This window comes from Pontibacter actiniarum, from assembly GCF_003585765.1.
Lineage (GTDB): Bacteria > Bacteroidota > Bacteroidia > Cytophagales > Hymenobacteraceae > Pontibacter > Pontibacter actiniarum.
The window spans coordinates 1,487,964-1,505,554 of the sequence record NZ_CP021235.1 but is presented as its reverse complement, the minus strand read 5'-3'; the positions used below and the strand labels follow the sequence as shown (position 1 = coordinate 1,505,554).

At 52.7% G+C, this 17,591-nt stretch carries 21 protein-coding genes; 6 read left to right on the top strand and 15 right to left on the bottom strand.

Features of this window, described 5'->3' with window-relative positions:
• Window positions 1-21: 21 nt before the first annotated feature.
• The 4 genes from CA264_RS06530 to CA264_RS06515 form a co-directional block, all read right to left on the bottom strand.
• On the bottom strand, window positions 22-1,671 hold the full coding sequence (locus tag CA264_RS06530) for an alpha-amylase family protein (RefSeq protein ID WP_025605648.1): 1,650 nt from the start codon (window positions 1,669-1,671) through the stop codon (window positions 22-24).
• A 152-nt stretch (window positions 1,672-1,823) separates the two neighbouring features.
• On the bottom strand, window positions 1,824-2,966 hold the full coding sequence (locus CA264_RS06525) for an App1 family protein (RefSeq protein WP_025605646.1): 1,143 nt from the start codon (window positions 2,964-2,966) through the stop codon (window positions 1,824-1,826).
• A gap of 53 nt (window positions 2,967-3,019) precedes the next feature.
• Window positions 3,020-3,853 carry a M48 family metalloprotease gene (locus CA264_RS06520; RefSeq protein WP_025605644.1) on the bottom strand — a complete coding sequence of 278 codons (834 nt, stop codon included), beginning with the start codon at window positions 3,851-3,853 and terminating at the stop codon, window positions 3,020-3,022.
• Window positions 3,854-4,209: 356 nt separating this feature from the next.
• Complete coding sequence (locus CA264_RS06515; RefSeq protein WP_025605642.1) at window positions 4,210-4,614, bottom strand: hypothetical protein; 405 nt, start codon at window positions 4,612-4,614, stop codon at window positions 4,210-4,212.
• Between the two features lie 226 nt (window positions 4,615-4,840).
• Here CA264_RS06515 and CA264_RS06510 point away from each other — a divergent pair, with 226 nt between their 5' ends.
• A complete protein-coding gene (locus CA264_RS06510; protein WP_025605640.1) occupies window positions 4,841-5,926 on the top strand; it encodes a DNA topoisomerase IB in 1,086 nt (361 codons plus the stop codon).
• 37 nt (window positions 5,927-5,963) lie between these two features.
• Here the strand turns inward: CA264_RS06510 and CA264_RS06505 are convergent, their stop codons facing one another.
• Window positions 5,964-6,593, bottom strand: coding sequence for a DNA-3-methyladenine glycosylase family protein (locus CA264_RS06505; RefSeq protein WP_025605638.1), 630 nt, complete (start codon window positions 6,591-6,593; stop codon window positions 5,964-5,966).
• A gap of 74 nt (window positions 6,594-6,667) precedes the next feature.
• The gene (locus CA264_RS06500) at window positions 6,668-7,714 is read right to left on the bottom strand and encodes a threonine aldolase family protein (RefSeq protein WP_025605636.1); all 1,047 of its coding nucleotides are present in this window, start codon (window positions 7,712-7,714) and stop codon (window positions 6,668-6,670) included.
• 77 nt (window positions 7,715-7,791) lie between these two features.
• On the opposite strand from CA264_RS06500, the gene CA264_RS06495 reads away from it, so the two are divergent.
• Entirely contained in the window at window positions 7,792-7,983 is a 192-nt protein-coding gene (locus tag CA264_RS06495; protein ID WP_025605634.1) for a hypothetical protein, read from the top strand.
• Window positions 7,984-8,095: 112 nt separating this feature from the next.
• Here the strand turns inward: CA264_RS06495 and CA264_RS06490 are convergent, their stop codons facing one another.
• Window positions 8,096-8,596, bottom strand: coding sequence for a metallophosphoesterase family protein (locus CA264_RS06490; RefSeq protein WP_025605632.1), 501 nt, complete (start codon window positions 8,594-8,596; stop codon window positions 8,096-8,098).
• A 229-nt stretch (window positions 8,597-8,825) separates the two neighbouring features.
• Window positions 8,826-9,464: an orotate phosphoribosyltransferase gene (pyrE, locus tag CA264_RS06485; RefSeq protein ID WP_025605630.1), complete on the bottom strand. Its 639-nt coding sequence runs from the start codon at window positions 9,462-9,464 to the stop codon at window positions 8,826-8,828.
• 110 nt (window positions 9,465-9,574) lie between these two features.
• Here pyrE and CA264_RS06480 point away from each other — a divergent pair, with 110 nt between their 5' ends.
• The gene (locus CA264_RS06480) at window positions 9,575-10,255 is read left to right on the top strand and encodes an NUDIX hydrolase (RefSeq protein ID WP_025605628.1); all 681 of its coding nucleotides are present in this window, start codon (window positions 9,575-9,577) and stop codon (window positions 10,253-10,255) included.
• Here CA264_RS06480 and coaD read toward each other — a convergent pair.
• From coaD to CA264_RS06465, 3 genes are all read right to left on the bottom strand, one after another.
• Window positions 10,212-10,688, bottom strand: coding sequence for a pantetheine-phosphate adenylyltransferase (gene coaD, locus CA264_RS06475; protein WP_025605627.1), 477 nt, complete (start codon window positions 10,686-10,688; stop codon window positions 10,212-10,214). The two genes, CA264_RS06480 and coaD, sit on opposite strands and share 44 nt — an antisense overlap.
• A gap of 126 nt (window positions 10,689-10,814) precedes the next feature.
• Complete coding sequence (locus CA264_RS06470) at window positions 10,815-11,702, bottom strand: DUF3822 family protein (protein ID WP_025605626.1); 888 nt, start codon at window positions 11,700-11,702, stop codon at window positions 10,815-10,817.
• A gap of 90 nt (window positions 11,703-11,792) precedes the next feature.
• A complete protein-coding gene (locus CA264_RS06465; RefSeq protein ID WP_025605624.1) occupies window positions 11,793-12,278 on the bottom strand; it encodes an NUDIX domain-containing protein in 486 nt (161 codons plus the stop codon).
• Between the two features lie 37 nt (window positions 12,279-12,315).
• Here CA264_RS06465 and CA264_RS06460 point away from each other — a divergent pair, with 37 nt between their 5' ends.
• The 3 genes from CA264_RS06460 (at window position 12,316) to CA264_RS06450 (ending at window position 14,763) form a co-directional block, all read left to right on the top strand.
• Window positions 12,316-12,786, top strand: a complete 471-nt coding sequence (locus CA264_RS06460; RefSeq protein WP_025605622.1) for a PaaI family thioesterase — start codon at window positions 12,316-12,318, stop codon at window positions 12,784-12,786.
• A 48-nt stretch (window positions 12,787-12,834) separates the two neighbouring features.
• The gene (locus CA264_RS06455) at window positions 12,835-14,241 is read left to right on the top strand and encodes an ATP-dependent DNA helicase (RefSeq protein ID WP_036775572.1); all 1,407 of its coding nucleotides are present in this window, start codon (window positions 12,835-12,837) and stop codon (window positions 14,239-14,241) included.
• 78 nt (window positions 14,242-14,319) lie between these two features.
• Window positions 14,320-14,763, top strand: coding sequence for a DUF1573 domain-containing protein (locus tag CA264_RS06450; RefSeq protein WP_025605618.1), 444 nt, complete (start codon window positions 14,320-14,322; stop codon window positions 14,761-14,763).
• 165 nt (window positions 14,764-14,928) lie between these two features.
• Here CA264_RS06450 and CA264_RS06445 read toward each other — a convergent pair whose 3' ends face one another.
• From CA264_RS06445 to CA264_RS06430, 4 genes are all read right to left on the bottom strand, one after another.
• Window positions 14,929-15,306 carry a DUF423 domain-containing protein gene (locus CA264_RS06445; RefSeq protein ID WP_025605616.1) on the bottom strand — a complete coding sequence of 126 codons (378 nt, stop codon included), beginning with the start codon at window positions 15,304-15,306 and terminating at the stop codon, window positions 14,929-14,931.
• 71 nt (window positions 15,307-15,377) lie between these two features.
• Window positions 15,378-15,824: a DUF2750 domain-containing protein gene (locus CA264_RS06440; protein WP_025605614.1), complete on the bottom strand. Its 447-nt coding sequence runs from the start codon at window positions 15,822-15,824 to the stop codon at window positions 15,378-15,380.
• Window positions 15,825-15,915: 91 nt separating this feature from the next.
• Window positions 15,916-16,809, bottom strand: coding sequence for a glycerophosphodiester phosphodiesterase (locus tag CA264_RS06435; RefSeq protein ID WP_237151187.1), 894 nt, complete (start codon window positions 16,807-16,809; stop codon window positions 15,916-15,918).
• 95 nt (window positions 16,810-16,904) lie between these two features.
• Window positions 16,905-17,588: a YggS family pyridoxal phosphate-dependent enzyme gene (locus CA264_RS06430; RefSeq protein WP_025605611.1), complete on the bottom strand. Its 684-nt coding sequence runs from the start codon at window positions 17,586-17,588 to the stop codon at window positions 16,905-16,907.
• Window positions 17,589-17,591 lie beyond the last annotated feature (3 nt).

Here is a 17,591-nt window from a genome sequence, read left to right as displayed (position 1 = left end):
TTAAATTATGGGGAGGGGCCACTAATCCTTTTTCATCAAATGGCTTATGTCATCTGCCCGGAACCAGCGGTACCCGTACGCATCCAGCGTAATGTGGTGGCTGCCTTTCTCATCGGCAACGCTAACATACTTTACCATCAGGTCAACCAGCTTGGCCTCCTTGCTCTCCTTCAGGTTCAGCACGATCTCATGAGCCTTCTCATCAAAGTTGTGAAAGATTAACAGTGAGCTGCCCTGCCAGCTGTAATGCATGCCCAGTACATGCGGCTTACCGGTATCCACTAGCCTCCAATCACCCCAGCCTATTTCGCTGCACTCCTGCCGCAGGCGTATCAGAGTGGTCATCCAGTTCAGCAGCGAGTCCGGCTCGCGCCGCTGGTTTTCCACGTTAACATGCCTGTAGGCGTACGGCCCCTCGTCAATAACGGGGTGCACCAGCTTGTCTGCCTTCGAGAAGCCAGCCTGCTTATCATCCGACCACTGCATAGGCGTCCGGACGGCATCCCGCTCCTTCAGGCTCAGGTCATCGCCCATTCCAATCTCGTCCCCGTAACGGATCACAGGCGTGCCCGGAAGGGAAAACATAAGGCTATAGGCCAGCTCCGTTTGCTGCCGGTTTCCCAGCATAGGAGAGAGGCGCCTGCGGATGCCCCGGTCGTAGAGCTGCATGTACTTCTCAGGGCCGAAGCGGGCAAATACTTTCTGCCGCTGCTCGTCTGTCAGCCGCCCCAGGTCCAGCTCGTCGTGGTTGCGCAGAAAGTGCGCCCACTGCGAAACCGGGAACGCGACGCGCGTTGCTTCCAGGGCCTCAACCAGCGGGGCTATGTCGCCGGTAGCCAGGGCATAAAACATGTACTGGTTCACGTAAAAGTTAAACATCAGCTGTATGCCGCTTCCCTCTTCCCCGAAATACTGCTTGCTCTCTTTGGGCAGCACATTGGCCTCGCCCAGCAAAATGGCATCTCCCTTGCGCCACTGCAGAAAGCGGCGCATATCGCGCAGGTACTCGAAGTTCTGCTTCGATTTCGCCTTGCCCGGAGCCGGTGATTCCAGGATAAAAGGAACGGCATCCACCCGAAAGCCCGCTACCCCCAGCTCCAGCCAAAAGCCCATGATGCGGTGAATCTCTTCCCTTACCTTGGGGTTATCAATGTTGAGGTCTGGCTGAAACTTGTAGAAGCGGTGGAAATAGTAAGCTTTCGCTGCTTTATCATAGGTCCAGGTAGCCTCCTGCACTCCCGGAAACACCATGCCCTCGTTCCAGTCGGAGGGCCGCTCCTTCGACCACACATACCAGTCACGATGCTTGGCATCTTCGCTGCTGCGCGCGTCCTGAAACCAGGGATGTTGGTCAGAAGTATGGTTTACCACTAAATCAATAATGACCTTAATGCCGCGCTTGTTTGCCTGGTGCATGAACTCCACAAAGTTGCCGCTGGAGCCGTGCCTGGGGTCCACACCGTAATAGTCTTTAATATCGTAGCCGTTGTCTTTGTTTGGCGTGGGCTGAAAAGGGGCCAGCCACACCGTATCGATGCCCATGGCATGGAGGTAATCCAGGCGCCTGGCAAGCCCGCCGAAGTCGCCCACGCCGTCGCTGTTGGAGTCCATGAAGGTTTCCAGGTCAAGGCTGTAGATAATCGCGTTTTTATACCATAGCTCTTCAGTCATGCGGCAGGGGAGGTTTAAGTCTGTATTCTGTTTTCGGTTCTAAGCACCTTGTACGGTAGCAAGTATAGAAATAGTTAATTTTTAAGCCGATGAACAATAAAGGCGCGGGGTAAACCCCGCGCCTGCGCCATCGTTTCAGATGCCTTTATACTTTACACATCGCCTTCTTCGTCCAGCTCGGCCTCTTTCTCCACCTCCTGCACGTGTTCTGTGAATATAAAGCCGCAGTCGGCGGCGTGTGCGGCGGCCGCTGCCGTGTTTTTCACCAGCACCATCTCTACTTCCCCTTCCTGGCGGAGCTCATCGGCAATGGTGGTCACCGCTTTGGTGCGCTTCTCAATGTTCACATCTCGGATATAAATGGCCATCACACGCCCGGGGTGGTTCTCGACTACCTTTCGGTAAATGGCGGCGTCGGCCTGCCCGCTGTCGCCAATCAAAATAAAATTAAGCGTTGGGTAGGTGATCAGGATATTCTCAATCTCTTTATACTTGTGGCTCATGTGGTCCGACTTCAGAAACTTCTTTTCGTCGATGCCAAAGTCGCGGAGCAGGAGCGGGCCCTGCGGAATATCGTTGAGCTCCAGGAAGTGGTAGAGTAGGTCGTAGCTGTTCCAGGGGCTGCTGCTAACGTAGAAGAAGGGGTTGTTGCGCTTGCCGTTACGGCCCAGCTGCAGCGAACGGTAAAACTGCGACACACCATGGAAAGGGATGCGGGTGTGGGCGTTGTTGAGCAGTACGTTGCGCCCCGTCTGCAGCAGGTTGGTGGCATCCGTGCGGACAATGGTGTCGTCAATGTCGGAGATGATGCCGTACTCTGCGTCGGGCGGGGGCACCAGCACGTGCGCCTTTTCAGTTACACCAGGTGCAAAGTCCTTCACGGGCGCGTCAATCAGCTCTACCTCAATCGGGTGCCAGATATCGTCCAGCTGCAGCGCCTCCTCGGGGCGCAGGTTCAGCACAAAGTACCCTTCCACATCCGTGGTGATTTCGTAAAGCCGGTCCTGCAGGCATAGCTGCACCCGGGCATTGGGGATTTCGTCGGTTTCGAAGCGACGGTACATGTTCAGCAGGTTCTCCCAGGTGGTGTCGTTCTGCTCTGATTTGGCAATGCCTTTATCCACCAGCACGCGGCCTTTCACGTAGAGGCGCTCGGGAGTGCCGTAGCTGCGGTAGGTCACGAGGTGCAGGGGTTTGTTCAGCCCCAGTTTGTTTTTTAGCTGGAAGGTGAGCAGGTCCAGTTTTTCCTCTCCTTTAAGTATGGCTTTCGTGGCTTGTTTCTTCAGGTTCTTCATAGTTTTCGTTTGTCAAAAAAAATGCCTGCTGGTTTAGGGCTGGCACTTGGTGTTTAGAGATTCAGGGCAGTTTTGAGCTGCTGAAAATCGGTATCGGGAGCAGAGGAGGTGCTGCACCCCCGTTGCTGTGCCTCCTGTTGTATGTTCGCTATACGGTTGTCCGGGTTAGGGTGCGTGCTCAGGAACTCCGGTGTGGCGCCCTGCTGCGATTCCTCCTCCAGCTTAATAAAGAAGCCGGCCGCTCCGTCGCAGGCATAGTAGCTGGTGCCGCCCAGGTACTTCACAGAGGTTTCGTCGGCCTCTGTCTCGGCATCACGGCTAAACTTCAGGCCTGCCAGCGAACCCGACAGCTGCGCCGCAATCTGGCGCAGTGTGCCCGGGTTGTTGCCCAGCGCCACCGACAGCAGTAAAGAAATGCTGTAGTCGCGCTGTAGCTGCTTTATGCTGTGGCGCTTATCGGCGTGGGCAATCTCGTGGGCCAGTACGCCGGCAAAATGATCCTCGTCCTGCAGGTACTTTATCAGGCCGGTGAAAACGTAAATATGGCCTCCTGGCGTGGCAAAGGCGTTGAGCGTGTTATCATCCTTGATGATCTTCACCGTCCACGGAAACTCCTGCTTATACTTTACCTGGCCTGAATTTAGAATACGAGATATAATACGGTCCAGGTTCTGATAGGCCTTCTGCACATTGGCGTTGCTACTGCTGCGCTCGAGCAGCAAGCCTTGCGCACGGTAGGTGGAGTCCACTTCCTCCGACACCTGCTGCCCCAGCTTTATGTCGTCCTGAATTGAAAACAGAACGCCGTCGTTACTGTCACAGCTGCCCAGCGACAGCAAACCTGCCAGCGAAAGCAGGCACACAGGGGTAAAAAATCTTTTTCTCATTGCTTCGTTTTTATTCGTTTCTGTGCAACGCTTCTTCCGCACCTTCTTGTATAGCCGGAGCAGCATCCTTACTTAAGGGGCTGATGCGCTGGGCGAAAAGCTTTACACGGCCGGAGACAGGGAAGGTTGCAGGAGCAAAGGTGCTGAAAACAGTGCAAATTAAAAAAGCCCCTGGTACGCCAGGGGCTGTCTTTGCGGGTTGTGTAGCCGTGTTGTAGTGCGGGTGTTAGCGCCGGCAGGAGCATCATTCTCTAGCTGCCTGCGCATCGGTACTATTCTTTGTGATGCCCTTCAGAGAGTACGGCTGCTGTTGCGCACAGCCGCCCCGGCTCAGGTTGAGGCACGGTGTCGCGAGCTTACTTTGTCTCTTTTAGCACCTGCTTTCCAAACATGATCGATACAGTAAGGGTAAGGAGGGCGATCACCAGCATTGCCGTCGTCAGCAGAAAAGCCATCCCGGCTGTTTCGGTGGTGTCCGGCCCCTGCGGCTGCTGTACCATACTCAGCAGGCGGATGAAATAGGTGCCTGCACGCCAGCCCAGCAGCAACGTGAGCAGCGCTGCCTCGGTCGTGCCCAGCATAAAGCCCCAGCGCTTGCCCCGGTTCAGAAAGTGGCCGGCCGTAAGCCCCAGCAAACCTCCCACAGCACCTGTAATAAGAGCGGTATTGGCCTGTTCGCCCGCCAAATCTACTGCCACAACACCGCAGCCCATCAAGAAGAAGCCGAAAAAGGCATACAGGTAAGAAATATTCTTGTGCATGTAACGCTTTATTTATGTCTGATGATCGTGTAAAGATAAGGCACATCGGCGAATAAACAGGTATGCCTGCCTGCTGTTTCCACTGGTTTGCCGCTAGTACAAAACAGCACAGGCCGCGACTGCCAGTACGTACGCCCAAGCAGCAAAGCCCGCTTTTATTGTACAACTTTTGAGCAAAAGGACAGTATGAAGTGCAGGAGGCTTTCGCTTTATGAGGCTTCAAGAGATGGCAAAGAACAAAGAAGTACACGAGCTATATGCTGACCCTAGCAAATCTGCTGAACTGGCCGGCTTACGATATACATCAGATAATAAACCAGGCTACACCCGCAAAAAGGCAGGCAAGGGGTTTTACTTTGTAGATGAAAAAGGAGAACGGGTTACGGATAAAAAGAAGCTCGAAAGGCTAAAGTCGCTGGTGATTCCGCCGGCCTGGGAGGATGTATGGATTTGCAAGTCTCCGAAGGGGCATTTGCAGGTGACAGGCCGCGATGAAAAGGGCCGCAAACAGTACATCTACCACCCGCAGTGGCAGGTGGCGCGCAGCCTTACCAAGTTTGGCCGCATGATTGAGTTCGGTGAACACCTGCCCAAACTTCGGGAGCGCATCCAGGAAGACATTACCTCCAGAAAACTCGACCGTCGCAAGGTAACTGCCGTCGTGCTTTCTATCATGGACAACGCGCTCATCCGGATTGGCAACCGCCATTACGCAAAGTCAAACAAATCTTTTGGCCTTACCACCTTGCGCGACAGGCACGTGAAGATTAACGGCAGCAACATCAAGTTTACCTTTAAAGGCAAAAAAGGAGTAGAGCACGAAATTGACCTGAAAGACCGCAGACTAGCCAGACTGGTCAAAAAATGCAAGGACATTCCGGGCTATGACTTATTCCAATACTTTGATGAAGACGGCGAAAGACACACCGTAGAATCCGGTGATGTTAATGACTACCTGCGTGAGGTAACTGACCTGGACTTTACGGCTAAAGATTTCAGAACCTGGGGCGGAACTGTGAAAATGGTGGAGTGCCTGGAGGATGTGCTGGATGCGCACCCGGATCAGCCCAAAGACAAAAGTATAAAAGAAGCTGTAAAACTGGTAGCCCAGAGTTTAGGCAACACGCCTACGGTGTGCAGCAAGTACTACATACACCCGGAGGTGGTTACTCTTTTTAAAGAAGACAAACTCGTAAAGTACCTGCAGCGGCACGATGCAGAGAACCCAACCACAGAACACCTTACAGCCACGGAAGAACTCGTGCTAAAGATGCTGAAACGGGTGGCGAAGGAAAAGCAACAGGAGGCTTAACAAGCTACAAACATCGTGTTGCTACTCACAGAGCACATTACCCCGGCGCATTATCCAGCGACTGCCACAGGTATTTAGAAGCGATGGTACGGTAGGGCCGCCAGCTTTCAGCAATTTCCTGCATCTTCAGTTTTAGCTCTTTTCCTTTCAGGTCGAACTGGTAGTGGCGTTTCATGGCATTTTGTATCCCTAAATCATCCACCGGAAAAACATCCGGGCGCTCTAAGGCAAACATCAGTAGCATTTCCACGGTCCAGCGGCCTACACCTTTAATTTGCGTCAGGTGCTTGATAAGCGCCTCGTCTTCCATAGCGTCTATCACGGCATGCGCCATGTTGCCTTCCGCCGCAAAAGCAGCCACATTACGAATATAACCCATTTTCTGAAACGATAAACCTGCGCTACGCAGAGTTTCGTCTGATGCTTCTAATACCAGCTGGGGGTGGGGATAGGCCTCTGGAAACAGCTCTGTAAAGCGCCTGAAAATGACTGCGGCCACCTTGGTGCTTAACTGTTGCGATACAATAGAGCCCACTAGTTTAAAGTATAAATCCTCGGAAAGAGAAGACTTTAACGGTTGCCCACGCTGAATAATATCAAATAAGATCGGATCTTTGGAGAGCACCGCCAGAACTTCCGGTGTAAGAGGGGCAGCAGATTCATTCATAAGTTTCAATTAAAATAAAGAAGCAGTAACGTCTAAAGTTACTGCTTCTTTGGTGAGTTTAACAGAAATGCGGGCTAAGCTGTAACAGTCTGCTCGTTCAGAGCCTCAAGTGTCTGCAGTAGGTGCTGCTGCATCTGGTCTGTGATGTCGAGGTGCGTAACAAAGCGTATCATTTGCTGCCCGAAGCTTGAGGCAAGTATGTTCTGCTTTGCCAGTGCCTGCACAAACTCCGCATCTGAAAAACGGTCATTCAGTTTAAAAATGACGATGTTCGTATCCACGGGCAGCACGCTTTCTACATAGTTTGCGTGTAGCAGTGTTGCTTCCAGTTCCTTGGCTTTTTTGTGGTCCTCCTGGAGGCGCTCTACATGATGGTCAAGCGCATAAATACACGCTGCCGCCAAATAACCCGCTTGCCGCATGCCGCCTCCTAACACTTTTCTCACTCTGCGTGCCCTTTTGATAAACGCTTTGCTGCCTAACAGCACGGAACCTACCGGTGCTCCTAATCCTTTTGATAGGCAAACGGAAATGCTATCGAAGTATAAACCATAGTCTTTTGCGCTATCTCCTGAAGCTGCCAGGGCATTGAAAACACGCGCACCGTCCAGGTGCAAGGCAAGGCTGTGGCGCTTGCATATAGCTGAGATAGCGGCAATTTCATCTAAAGTATAAAAAGCTCCGCCGCCTTTGTTGCAGGTGTTCTCCAAAGATACCAGCCGTGTTTCCGGGAAGTGGACATTATCCAGCGGGCGAATGTGTGCCTCCACCTGCTGGGGCGTCATTTTACCGCGCTCGCCATGCACCAGGGCCGTAGAGGCTGCAGAGTTGAAGGCAATGCCACCACCTTCATACTGGTGGATATGGGAGGTCACGTCGCAGATTACCTCTGTTAGTGGCGCAGTGTGCACCTTAATGGCAATCTGGTTTGTCATGGTGCCGGAAGGGCAGAAGAGGCCGGCTTCCATGCCGAACATGGCGGCCGCTTTCTCCTCCAGCGCGTTGACAGTCGGGTCTTCGCCATACACGTCGTCGCCCACTGGTGCGGCAAACATGGCCTGCAGCATTTCAGGGGTGGGGTTGGTGACGGTGTCGGAGCGAAGGTCTATCTTATGTATCATGAATTTGCTATGTGAAAAACTTTACTTTGTAAAAATAATAACTTACTTTTGCCGTTCAAATTAAAATTATTGCAACGATGGGAGTTACTAGATTAAAAAGAAAAGATCGCAGAAATAAGGCAAGAGCAAACAACAAAGTAGCTAGAATTAAGCAACTTCTGTTGACACCGGTTATCAAGAATGTTGATATGGATGAGCTGAGAGCTCAGTTCGGTGAGGCTCCAAAAAACAAGCCAGCTGAGCAGAAAGAAGAAACTGCTGCTGAGTAGTCCTTTTTTTCTCGCGAAGTAAGACCATCTGCTGCCGCTGCTGTTCCTAGCAAATGGCGGCGGCTTACTGACAAAGACTTCAAGTGTGTTTGCAAAAGCAGGCACACTTTTTTTATGCCCGCTTCCCTAGCTCCACCACCTGCAGGTTTTGCACCTGCCCCTCGGCAATGGTAAAAAGCACCATCGTGCGCACTTTATGAAAGCCGTGCCTGCCGGCCGCGCCCGGGTTTATGTGCAACAGGTTGTTGTGGCTCTTGTCCGTCATTATTTTGAGGATATGCGAATGCCCGGTAATGTAGAGCTGCGGCGGGTTCTGCTGTATACTTTGGCGCACATCCGGGTGGTACTTACCGGGGTAGCCGCCAATGTGCGTCATCAGCACATCCAGCCCGTTGGCCTCGAAGCGTTGCACTTTGGGGTGTAGCTGCCGGATGTCTGCCCCATCTATGTTGCCGTACACGCCACGCAGCGGAGCGATCTCCTGTAAACGATCCGACACATCCATGTTTCCGAAGTCACCGGCATGCCAGATCTCGTCCCGGTCAGAGAGCAGGCGCAGGATCTGATCATCCATATAGGAGTGTGTGTCGGAAAGCAGGCCGATTTTAAGCATAACGCATCTGTTTTTGTTGTTGTAGGAAGGTACTGATTTCGGAGCAGTAGTGTTGTAGGTTGGGCACAACTGTGCTTTGGCCCGGGCAGTAGGCAAAGGCACTTCTTTCGCTTTAGTTCCGGTTTTCCAGGGGCTTAGCCAGCTGTAAAGTATAAAAAAGGAGATGGGGGAATTCCCCCATCTCCTTTTTTATACTTGTAGTTAGGTCTTTGAAGAAAAATGAGGCTGCTTATACTCCCCAGGTGCCCGGAGACTGACGCCACTCGGCAAGTGTCGCCATCGCTGACTCCTGAATGTAGCCTTGCTCGGCAGCGGCCTCTAGCAGGGCATTGTAATTACTAAGCACATGCAGCGGGATACCGGCCTTCTCAAAGTTTTCGTCCGCCACGGCAAACCCGTAGGTAAAGATAGCTACCATGCCCACCACTTCGGCACCGGCAGCCTTCACCGCCTCGGCGGCTTTCAGCGAGCTGCCACCCGTGGAGATCAGATCCTCTACCAGCACCACTTTCTGCCCTTCTAGCAGGCGGCCCTCAATCTGGTTCCCCATGCCGTGCTTCTTGGGCTCGGGCCGAACATACAGAAAGGGCATCTCCAACAGGTCTGCCACCAAGGCGCCCTGGGCAATGCCTGCCGTGGCTACACCGGCAATGGCCTCAACCTCCGGGTACTGCTGTTTTACCAGCTCTGCCAACTGTTGCTTAATAAAGCTACGTATGTAGGGGAAGGAGAGGGTTACGCGGTTATCGCAGTAGATAGGGGAGTTCCAGCCGCTGCTCCACTTAAACGGCTGCTCCGGGCTAAGTTTAACGGCCTCTGTCTCTAACAGAAAAGAGGCTACCTGATGTGCTGTAGTCGTAGAATCCATAGGACGAATTTACAGAAATAATCTTCCTTTTTCCGTCTGCGTATTTTGATTGAGGCAATTTATTTTTTGTTTTGTATAAATTAGAGCTTCACCAGAAGCACCCAAACTACATGAACGTTTTCATTAACGATATTCCGCTTATCCTTAAAAAAGCCACAGACAAAGTCTATAAGCATGAGTATGACCTTGTTCTGAAAGCCACCGACGAGTTTACATCCAAAGACCTGGTGGGCGACGTGCTGATAAAGGAGGCGGACCCGCAGCTGATTGACCGCCTGGTAAGGTTGATGGAAGTGAAGAAGCTCAAGAAGCTGCGTTCACTCACGCTGGTTGGCGATAAAAAGAAAAAGCTGGTTGAGCACCTCAAGGACCAATTCAAAATCATACGGGCTGCCGGTGGCCTGGTGCTTAAGGACGGAAAGATCCTGATGATTTACCGCCTCGGTGTGTGGGACCTGCCCAAAGGAAAGCTGGAGAAAAAGGAAAGTGTAGAGGAAGGGGCACTGCGTGAGGTAGAGGAGGAGTGCAACATACAGGTGGAGGTGCTGGAAAAGCTACCGAAAACATGGCACTCGTACGCCTTCAAGGGCAAGAAGATCCTGAAGAAGACAAACTGGTACCTCATGAACTGCACCGACGACAGCCTCATGAAGCCGCAAGCCGAAGAGTTTATTGAGGAGGTTCGCTGGATGACGCCGGAAGAGGTGCAGGAAGTGCTGCCGAACGCCTACACTTCCATCGCCTTCATTATCCGACAATATCTGCAATCTCTGAAAACTGGAAAGGTATAAACTCATCCACGTTGCCGCCAAACCGGTGAATCTCGCGAATAATAGAGGAACTGATGGCGGCAAGGTGCGGTGCTGTGATAAGGAACACGCTCTCCAGGTCGTGGTTCACATGCCGGTTGGCCTGGGCGATAGTGTTTTCGTACTCAAAGTCCGTGGTGTTGCGCAGGCCACGGAGCAGAAACTGCGCCCCCACTTCCCGCGCGAACTCTGCTGTCAGCCCTTTAAACGTCTGCACCTTTATGTTGGGGTGCTGCTCAAAAATGCGCGTCATGATCTCCAGCATCTTATCCACGGGGATGTAGCGCTGCTTGCTGCTGTTATTCCCGATACCAATGATCACCTCGTCAAAAAGGTTTGCCCCCCGCATCACCACATCGTAGTGACCGTTTGTGAAGGGATCAAAAGAGCCGGGGAAGAGCGCAATTCTTTTCATTCGTTAGTTTTGAGTTGCTGAAGTTGGAATGGGTAACTATTTTGGTTGTAAAGTGTGATTAACTGAAATTCCTGCCTGAGCCAAGCTCTTTTTAATTATTCAGTTACTCAAAATTCAGAATCAAGCCTACTCGCACAAATGGAGGCTGTAGAGCTCAAAGTACCGGTGCTCAAAGATGTCGTGAAACTTATAGCTGTAGTCCACGTCGGCCGGTTTTTTGCCTAGCTTTATGTGCCGGATATACTTCTGCAATACGTTGAACAGCGAGGAATCGTGTGTGATATCCCCCCAAAGCGTGATTGTTTCCTGCTCCGGGTTCATCTTTTGCTCCTGCATCACAAAAATGATGTAGTAGATAAAGTCCTCCGGGCTCAGGTAGTGGAAAATATTGCAGAATTCCAGCCCGGCCGGGCCCACCACCAACAGGGTTACGTAGTTCCGCTCCACAAAGGCGTACATGCTGCGCAGATTTGTACGCGGGGTCTGGTGCAGGATGCTCCGGATCAAGGCGCTGGTCAGGTGCACGAGCTGCATTGGCGCCTGCGGAAACAGGCCCTGCAGCGTCTGGTACGTGCTTGCGTCAAGCGAAAAGATGTTGACGGCCTCCAGGCTGCTGTGGCGGTAGGAGAGCACCACATCCTGTAGCGGGTTCAGGTCTGAGTGCAGGCGCAGGTAATCGTGCTGGTGGGCAGGGTCATACAGCGTTTCGGGCACAAGCGTGAAGTGCTGGTTGCTCACAGCCACCCGCACCAGGTTCCAGTGCTGCTCCTGCAGCAGCGGGTTCTCCTGTGCAATCAGGCGCAGTTGCTCGGCCACCTGCATCGGCGAGAACACCGTGATCAGCTCATAATCCTCCAGCACCACAAACTTGTTGCGCCCTGTGTCTGCCACGGCAATGCGTATGGCCTTCTGGCTGAGCGAGAGGTACAAATTGCACTGAGCCGCCTGCGACAAGGCAAAAGCCTCATCCTGTATGTGGTGGGAGAGCCTGAAATGTGTGTTGATGGTGTTCAATGTGTCTGGTCGTCCTGTAAAAGCCTTTGCGGGTGTATCCGCTCATCTGCAAGTATAAAAAAATTATGGCAAAAGGCCGCGAGGCAAGGCTTAAGGTATGAAATAATGCGGCAGGCCCAGGAGGTCGTCCAGCGCGATGAGGTGCTGCAGCACGCGGTGCTTGTCCGGTGTGGGAATGGCCTGTATCTCTTTCATGGTCAGCCACTGCACCTGCTCAATCAGCTGCGCCCCCTCCGCCAGCTCCGGGTCTGCCCCGGTTGCCAGGCGGCCGTCCTGGAGCTGTACCTCAAAGAACAGCTCTACCGCGTGCAGCGGCGGGTGCAGAAACTCGTTCACAAAAAGAAAGCGGCTAACCTGCACCTGTAGCCCGGTTTCTTCCAGAAACTCCCGTTTCAGGCAGTCCTGCATACTTTCGTCATATTGCACACCTCCTCCCGGAGGCACCCAGAAGGCCTTGTTATCCACGGTTTTGCCGTGGCGCACGACAAGTAATTTGTTATTCTGAACGCAGATGCCGCATACCCTTACCCGAAGTTTTTCGGCAAAAGGGGCGGCGTTCGGGTTTAAGTCAGACATGGTTGGCGAACGGTGTTTTTCGTCGTAAATTTACAGAATGATTAAAACGTATAACCCCGATTACGAAGCAGACATACGCGTAAAGCTGGAGCGACAGGAATTCATGAGGCTCCTGGGCTTTAACGTAACAAAGATAGAAGTTGGCAGGATAGAAGGCGAACTCGTGCTGGAAGAAAAGCACCGCCAGCACAAAGGTTTTACCCACGGAGGCGTAATTGCCACCCTGGCCGATGTAGTGGCAGGCTTTGCTGCCGTTAGCCTGGTGCCCAGGGACCACAACGTGGTGACGGCTGAGATCAAGGTTTCTTACTTCCACCCGGGCCTGGGAGACAAGCTGCTTGCCAAAGGCTATGTGGTGAAGCAGGGCCGCAAGCTAAATTTCTGCGAAGCAGAGATCTACGCTGTAAAGGGGACGGCAGCGCCGCTGCTTATCGCTAAAGCCAGTACCAGCATGGCCACCATCACGCCGGAGGATGTTGCCCGGAAGCTCGCAGAACCTGTATCCTGAGACAGAGCCTAAAAACCCGTTTATTATTTTTACCCCATACTTACCACCATGCGCCCAGTAGAAGCCTTAAAAACAAGTTTCCCCTTTGAGCCGACGGAGGACCAGGCGAAGCTATTTGCCAAGCTGGATGAGTTTATACTTAACAAAACCGATGAGCGGCAGGTGTTCCTGCTGAAGGGTTACGCCGGTACGGGAAAGACCACCGTGGTTACCTCGCTGGTAAAGATCCTGAATAAGTTCGGCTATAAGTATGTGCTGCTGGCGCCGACAGGCCGCGCCGCCAAGGTAATGGCCAGCTACAGCGGCAAGCCGGCCCACACCATTCATAAAAAGATTTACCGCCAGACGGCCAATCCCTTTTCGGAGGGCCTTTCGTTTACACGCCAGCCCAACAAAGCAGACAATACCGTTTATATCATAGACGAGGCCTCGATGATCTCGGACGACAGCGGCTTCGGGGAAAACGGGCTGCTGCAGGACCTTCTGCAGTATGTGTTCGATAAAAAGGGAAACAAGCTGCTGCTGATTGGCGATACGGCCCAGTTGCCACCAGTAGGGCAGGCGCTAAGCCCCTCGCTGGATGCCGAATACATGAAGCAGAACTTCCGCTGTAACGTGCAGGGCATTGAGTTGCGCCAGGTCATGCGGCAGGCCGAGGCATCGGGCATCCTGATGAACGCCACGCAGCTCCGGGACCGCATGCAGCAGGAGAAACTGGAGATCAAGCTCTTTACCAAGGGCTGGCGCGATATTTACCGCATGACCGGCGAAAAGCTGGAGGACGGGCTGCGCTATGCCTACGATAAGTTCGGGATTGAGAACACCATCGTTATCTGCCGGTCCAACAAGATGGCCAACATGTACAACCAGCACATCCGCCGGCACATTTTCTTTGCCGAGGATGAGATTGGGGTGGGTGACTACCTGATGATCGTGCGCAACAACTACTTCTGGCTGCCCAAGGAGTCTGATATCGGGTTTATGGCCAACGGTGACTTTGTGGAGGTAACTAAAATTATCCGTGATGAGGAGATGTACGGCTTCCGCTTTGCTGATGTGCGCATCCGCTTCGTGGATTACCCGGATGCTGCCGAGGAGGAGGTAAAGATCATGCTCGACACGCTGTATACCGATGCGCCGGCACTGCCCTCCGATCAGAACAAAAAGCTCTATGAAGAGGTGCTGCAGGATTACATGGATATCACAAACAAGCGCGAACGTTACAAAGAGCTAAAGAAAAACCCGTACCTGAACGCCTTGCAGGTGAAGTTCGCCTACGCGCTTACCTGCCACAAGGCGCAGGGGGGCCAGTGGCAGGCGGTGTTTGTGGATCAGGGCTTTCTGAAGGAAGACATGGTGAACGAAGAGTTTGCCCGCTGGCTTTACACCGCCCTCACCCGCTCGTCGGAGGAGCTGTACCTGCTGAACTTTAACGACATATTATTAGTTGACTGACAAAAGAAATCTTATTTTGCATCGTTTTTGATGTAAAACAAGTATATACCCTATCGAATTAACCTAACCCTTTATAAGATGAAAAAAGTATTTCTATCTTTTGCATTTGCCGCTCTTGTAGCCGGTGGTGCCGTTGCTCAGGAAAAACCAAAGGCCACCGCCCCTCAGGAGCAAGCTAAGAACGGACCTGTTCTGGCTTTCGAGGAGACAGAGTTTAACTTTGGCGACATTACGCAGGGGGATGTGGTAGAGCACACCTTCAACTTTAAGAACACAGGAACACAGCCACTGGTAATTGAGCGTGTTGACGTATCGTGCGGCTGCACTACGCCAGCCTGGTCTAAGGAGCCGGTGATGCCGGGCAAAACTGGTTTTGTTACCGCTAAGTTTAACAGCGCCGGAAAGCTTGGTAAGCAGAAGAAAGCGATCACTGTTCACTCTAACGCAGCGGACGGCGCGAAGTACGTTTACATCGTAACCGACATTAAATCAAAGACGACAGCCAGCGCTACGCAAAAGTAAGCTCTCGCTGCTTTACAGCATAAGAAAGACCATCCTTTACGGGATGGTCTTTTTGTTTTCCCCCTGCGGGTTGTACCTGTCGGGCATCTTTACACGGCACACGGTAAATAAAAAAGGCAAAGTACAGTTGCCCGTACTTTGCCTTCAGTGCTGGTTCTCTGATTGCTAAAAAGCCTTGAGCACCGCGTAAAACAAGGCGCCCCATCCTATGATAAACAGGGTCCCGCCAATGGGGGTAATGGCTCCCAGCCACGTGATGCCTGTGGCACACAGGGTGTAAAGTGATCCGGAGAAAATCAGAATCCCCAGAAAAAAGCACCAGGCAGCTGTTTGCAGCGCCGGTTGCTCTACTTTAAACAACAGCAGGCCCACCGCAAGAAGCGCCAGAGTATGGTACATCTGGTACTTAACGGCGGTTTCAAACGTATCCACCCGGCCTGAGGCCTGCAAGGTGGCAGAAAGGGCATGCGCACCAAAGGCGCCTATGGCTACGGTAAGTGCTCCCAGGGCACTGGCAATCAGAAGTATAATTTTTTGCGTCACGGTAATCGAGTTAGGTAGAGTTTATACTTAGCTGCACAAAGGTACAACAGCAAGCGATAAAGTTTGCCTTCTTACTCTGCTTCCAGCGCCTCTATTACCTGGTCTTCGAACTCCTGCTGGCTGTCGTACTGCTCAAACTCCAGTGTCTTGCCTTCCGCCTTCAGCTGCGTCACCACATCCAGGGCTACTACCAAAGGCTCGGCCTCTTTGCCTATCAGGTTTGCGTCCCAGTTGGCGCCCACCAGCAGCTCATCGCCATACATGCCCACGCACCAGTTCTCCAGGAACTCCACCAGCGAAATAGACTCGGGGGTATACTCCGCCCACTCATCAGCGGCACATGCCTTTGCACCTGCTTCCTCAGACCAGAACAGAATCACCTCCGTATCCTCAAACTCAGACGAGCTGGAGGTAGCCCAGGTGTCTTCTTTGGTCAGGCCCCACACTCTTTCCGTGTCTACCACACGCTGAATGAATGTCTTGTATTGCTTCTCGATGTCTACCGCATGCTCTGTCATGTTCTCGTGCTTTTAAATATGATACATAATTTCGTGGCAAAGTACGTAATTCTGCGCATACTTGCGTTATGGCTGCTCTGGCGTAAACCCCTTATAGCTGGTTGTAGAGGTTGGGATAGTCCGAGATAAGGCCGTCCACACCCATTTGCTTCAGCTGCTTCATCTGCTCCAGGTCGTTCACCGTCCAGGGGATAAGCTTCATGCTGCGCCTGTGCGTAGCCTCTACGAGCGCTGGCGTAATGAGTTGGTAGTAGGGGCTGTAGACGGTGGGGGTGAAGCCCAGGCGCTCCAGGTTCTTCTCTAAGCCATCCATGTTCTCCACCAGCAGGGCCGTCATCACATCCGGGTATTTCCGGTGCACCACCTGCAGGGTACGCGGGTCGAACGACTGAATAATAACGTAAGGGCGAATCCCTTTTTTATCAATCACTGCCATCAGCCTGTCTACAAACTCCTCCGGCGCCGGGTGGTACTTGCCGTCTCCCGCAGGGGAGGATTTTGTCTCAATGTTGTAGAACACAGGTGGCAAACCGTGCTTCTCCCTGTAGGCCTGCACCGTATCCGCTACCTCCGACAGCAAAGGCTTATAGGCCTTCACCAGCGTTTGCTCCGGAAAGCGGCTATAGCGTTTAGACCCAACATCGAATTTGCGGATCTCGCTGTAAGGCATCTGGTAGAGGATGTGTTTATCCGCTTCGTGCACAGGTATTTCTGCGCCCGCAGGCAACAGCTCATGCGCAGGGTTAAAGTACGGGTCGTGGGAGAGGAGCACTTCTCCGTCGCGGCTAACGTGCACATCCATTTCCAGGGTGGTTACCCCCAGCGCCAGCGCCTTCTCCATAGCGGGAAGCGTGTTCTCCGGCAGCAGGCCCCGCGCCCCGCGGTGCCCCTCCAGGTCAAAGGCCGGGAAACTAGCGGAAGCTACAGGAGAGGCTTGTTCCATCTTTTCTGAGGTGCAGGCAGCTGTTACTAAAAGGGCTGCCATGGAAATGAATAGTTTACAGCGCATACCTTATGTACGGTCACAGAAACGACATGCTCCTTTGTTACCTAACATCTACAAGCGCAGAAAGGCCGCGCTTATTTACTGTAGTCTCTTGCTCCGAAGATGCCGCTGCCTACCCGTATCATGGTGCTGCCTTCTTCCAGTGCCAGTTCCCAGTCAGCGCTCATGCCCATGGATATTTCCTTAAAGTCACCGTTGGCAAAGAAGAAGGTTTCCTTCAGGCGGGTGAAGCAGGCCCGTAACGTACGGAACTCCCCGCGCAGCTTCTGCTCGTCTTCAGTGTTTGTGGCTATGCCCATCACACCTGTAATGCGGATGTACTTCATACCCCTGTACTCTTCTGACTGTAGCAGCGCCTCCGCTTCGTCGCAGCTCATGCCATACTTTGTTTCCTCATCCGCGATGGCTATCTGCAGCATGCAGTTAATCGGGAGGGTGCGGCCGAACATCTCCGCCCGCTTATTGATCTCCTTTAGCAGCTTGAGGCTGTCTACCGACTGGATCATATCTATAAACTCGGCAATGTACTTTACCTTGTTTGTTTGCAGGTGCCCGATCAGGTGCCAGGCAATATCGTGTGGCAACAGCGCATATTTATCGATCAGCTCCTGCACCTTATTCTCGCCAAACAACCGGTGGCCGGCATCATAAGCCTCTTTGATGGCTGTTACCGGGTGTGTTTTAGACACAGCCACCAGGCGGCAAGGGGTAGGGCGGAGCTGCTCGTCAAAGTATAGGATATTGTCTTTAATGCTCATAGT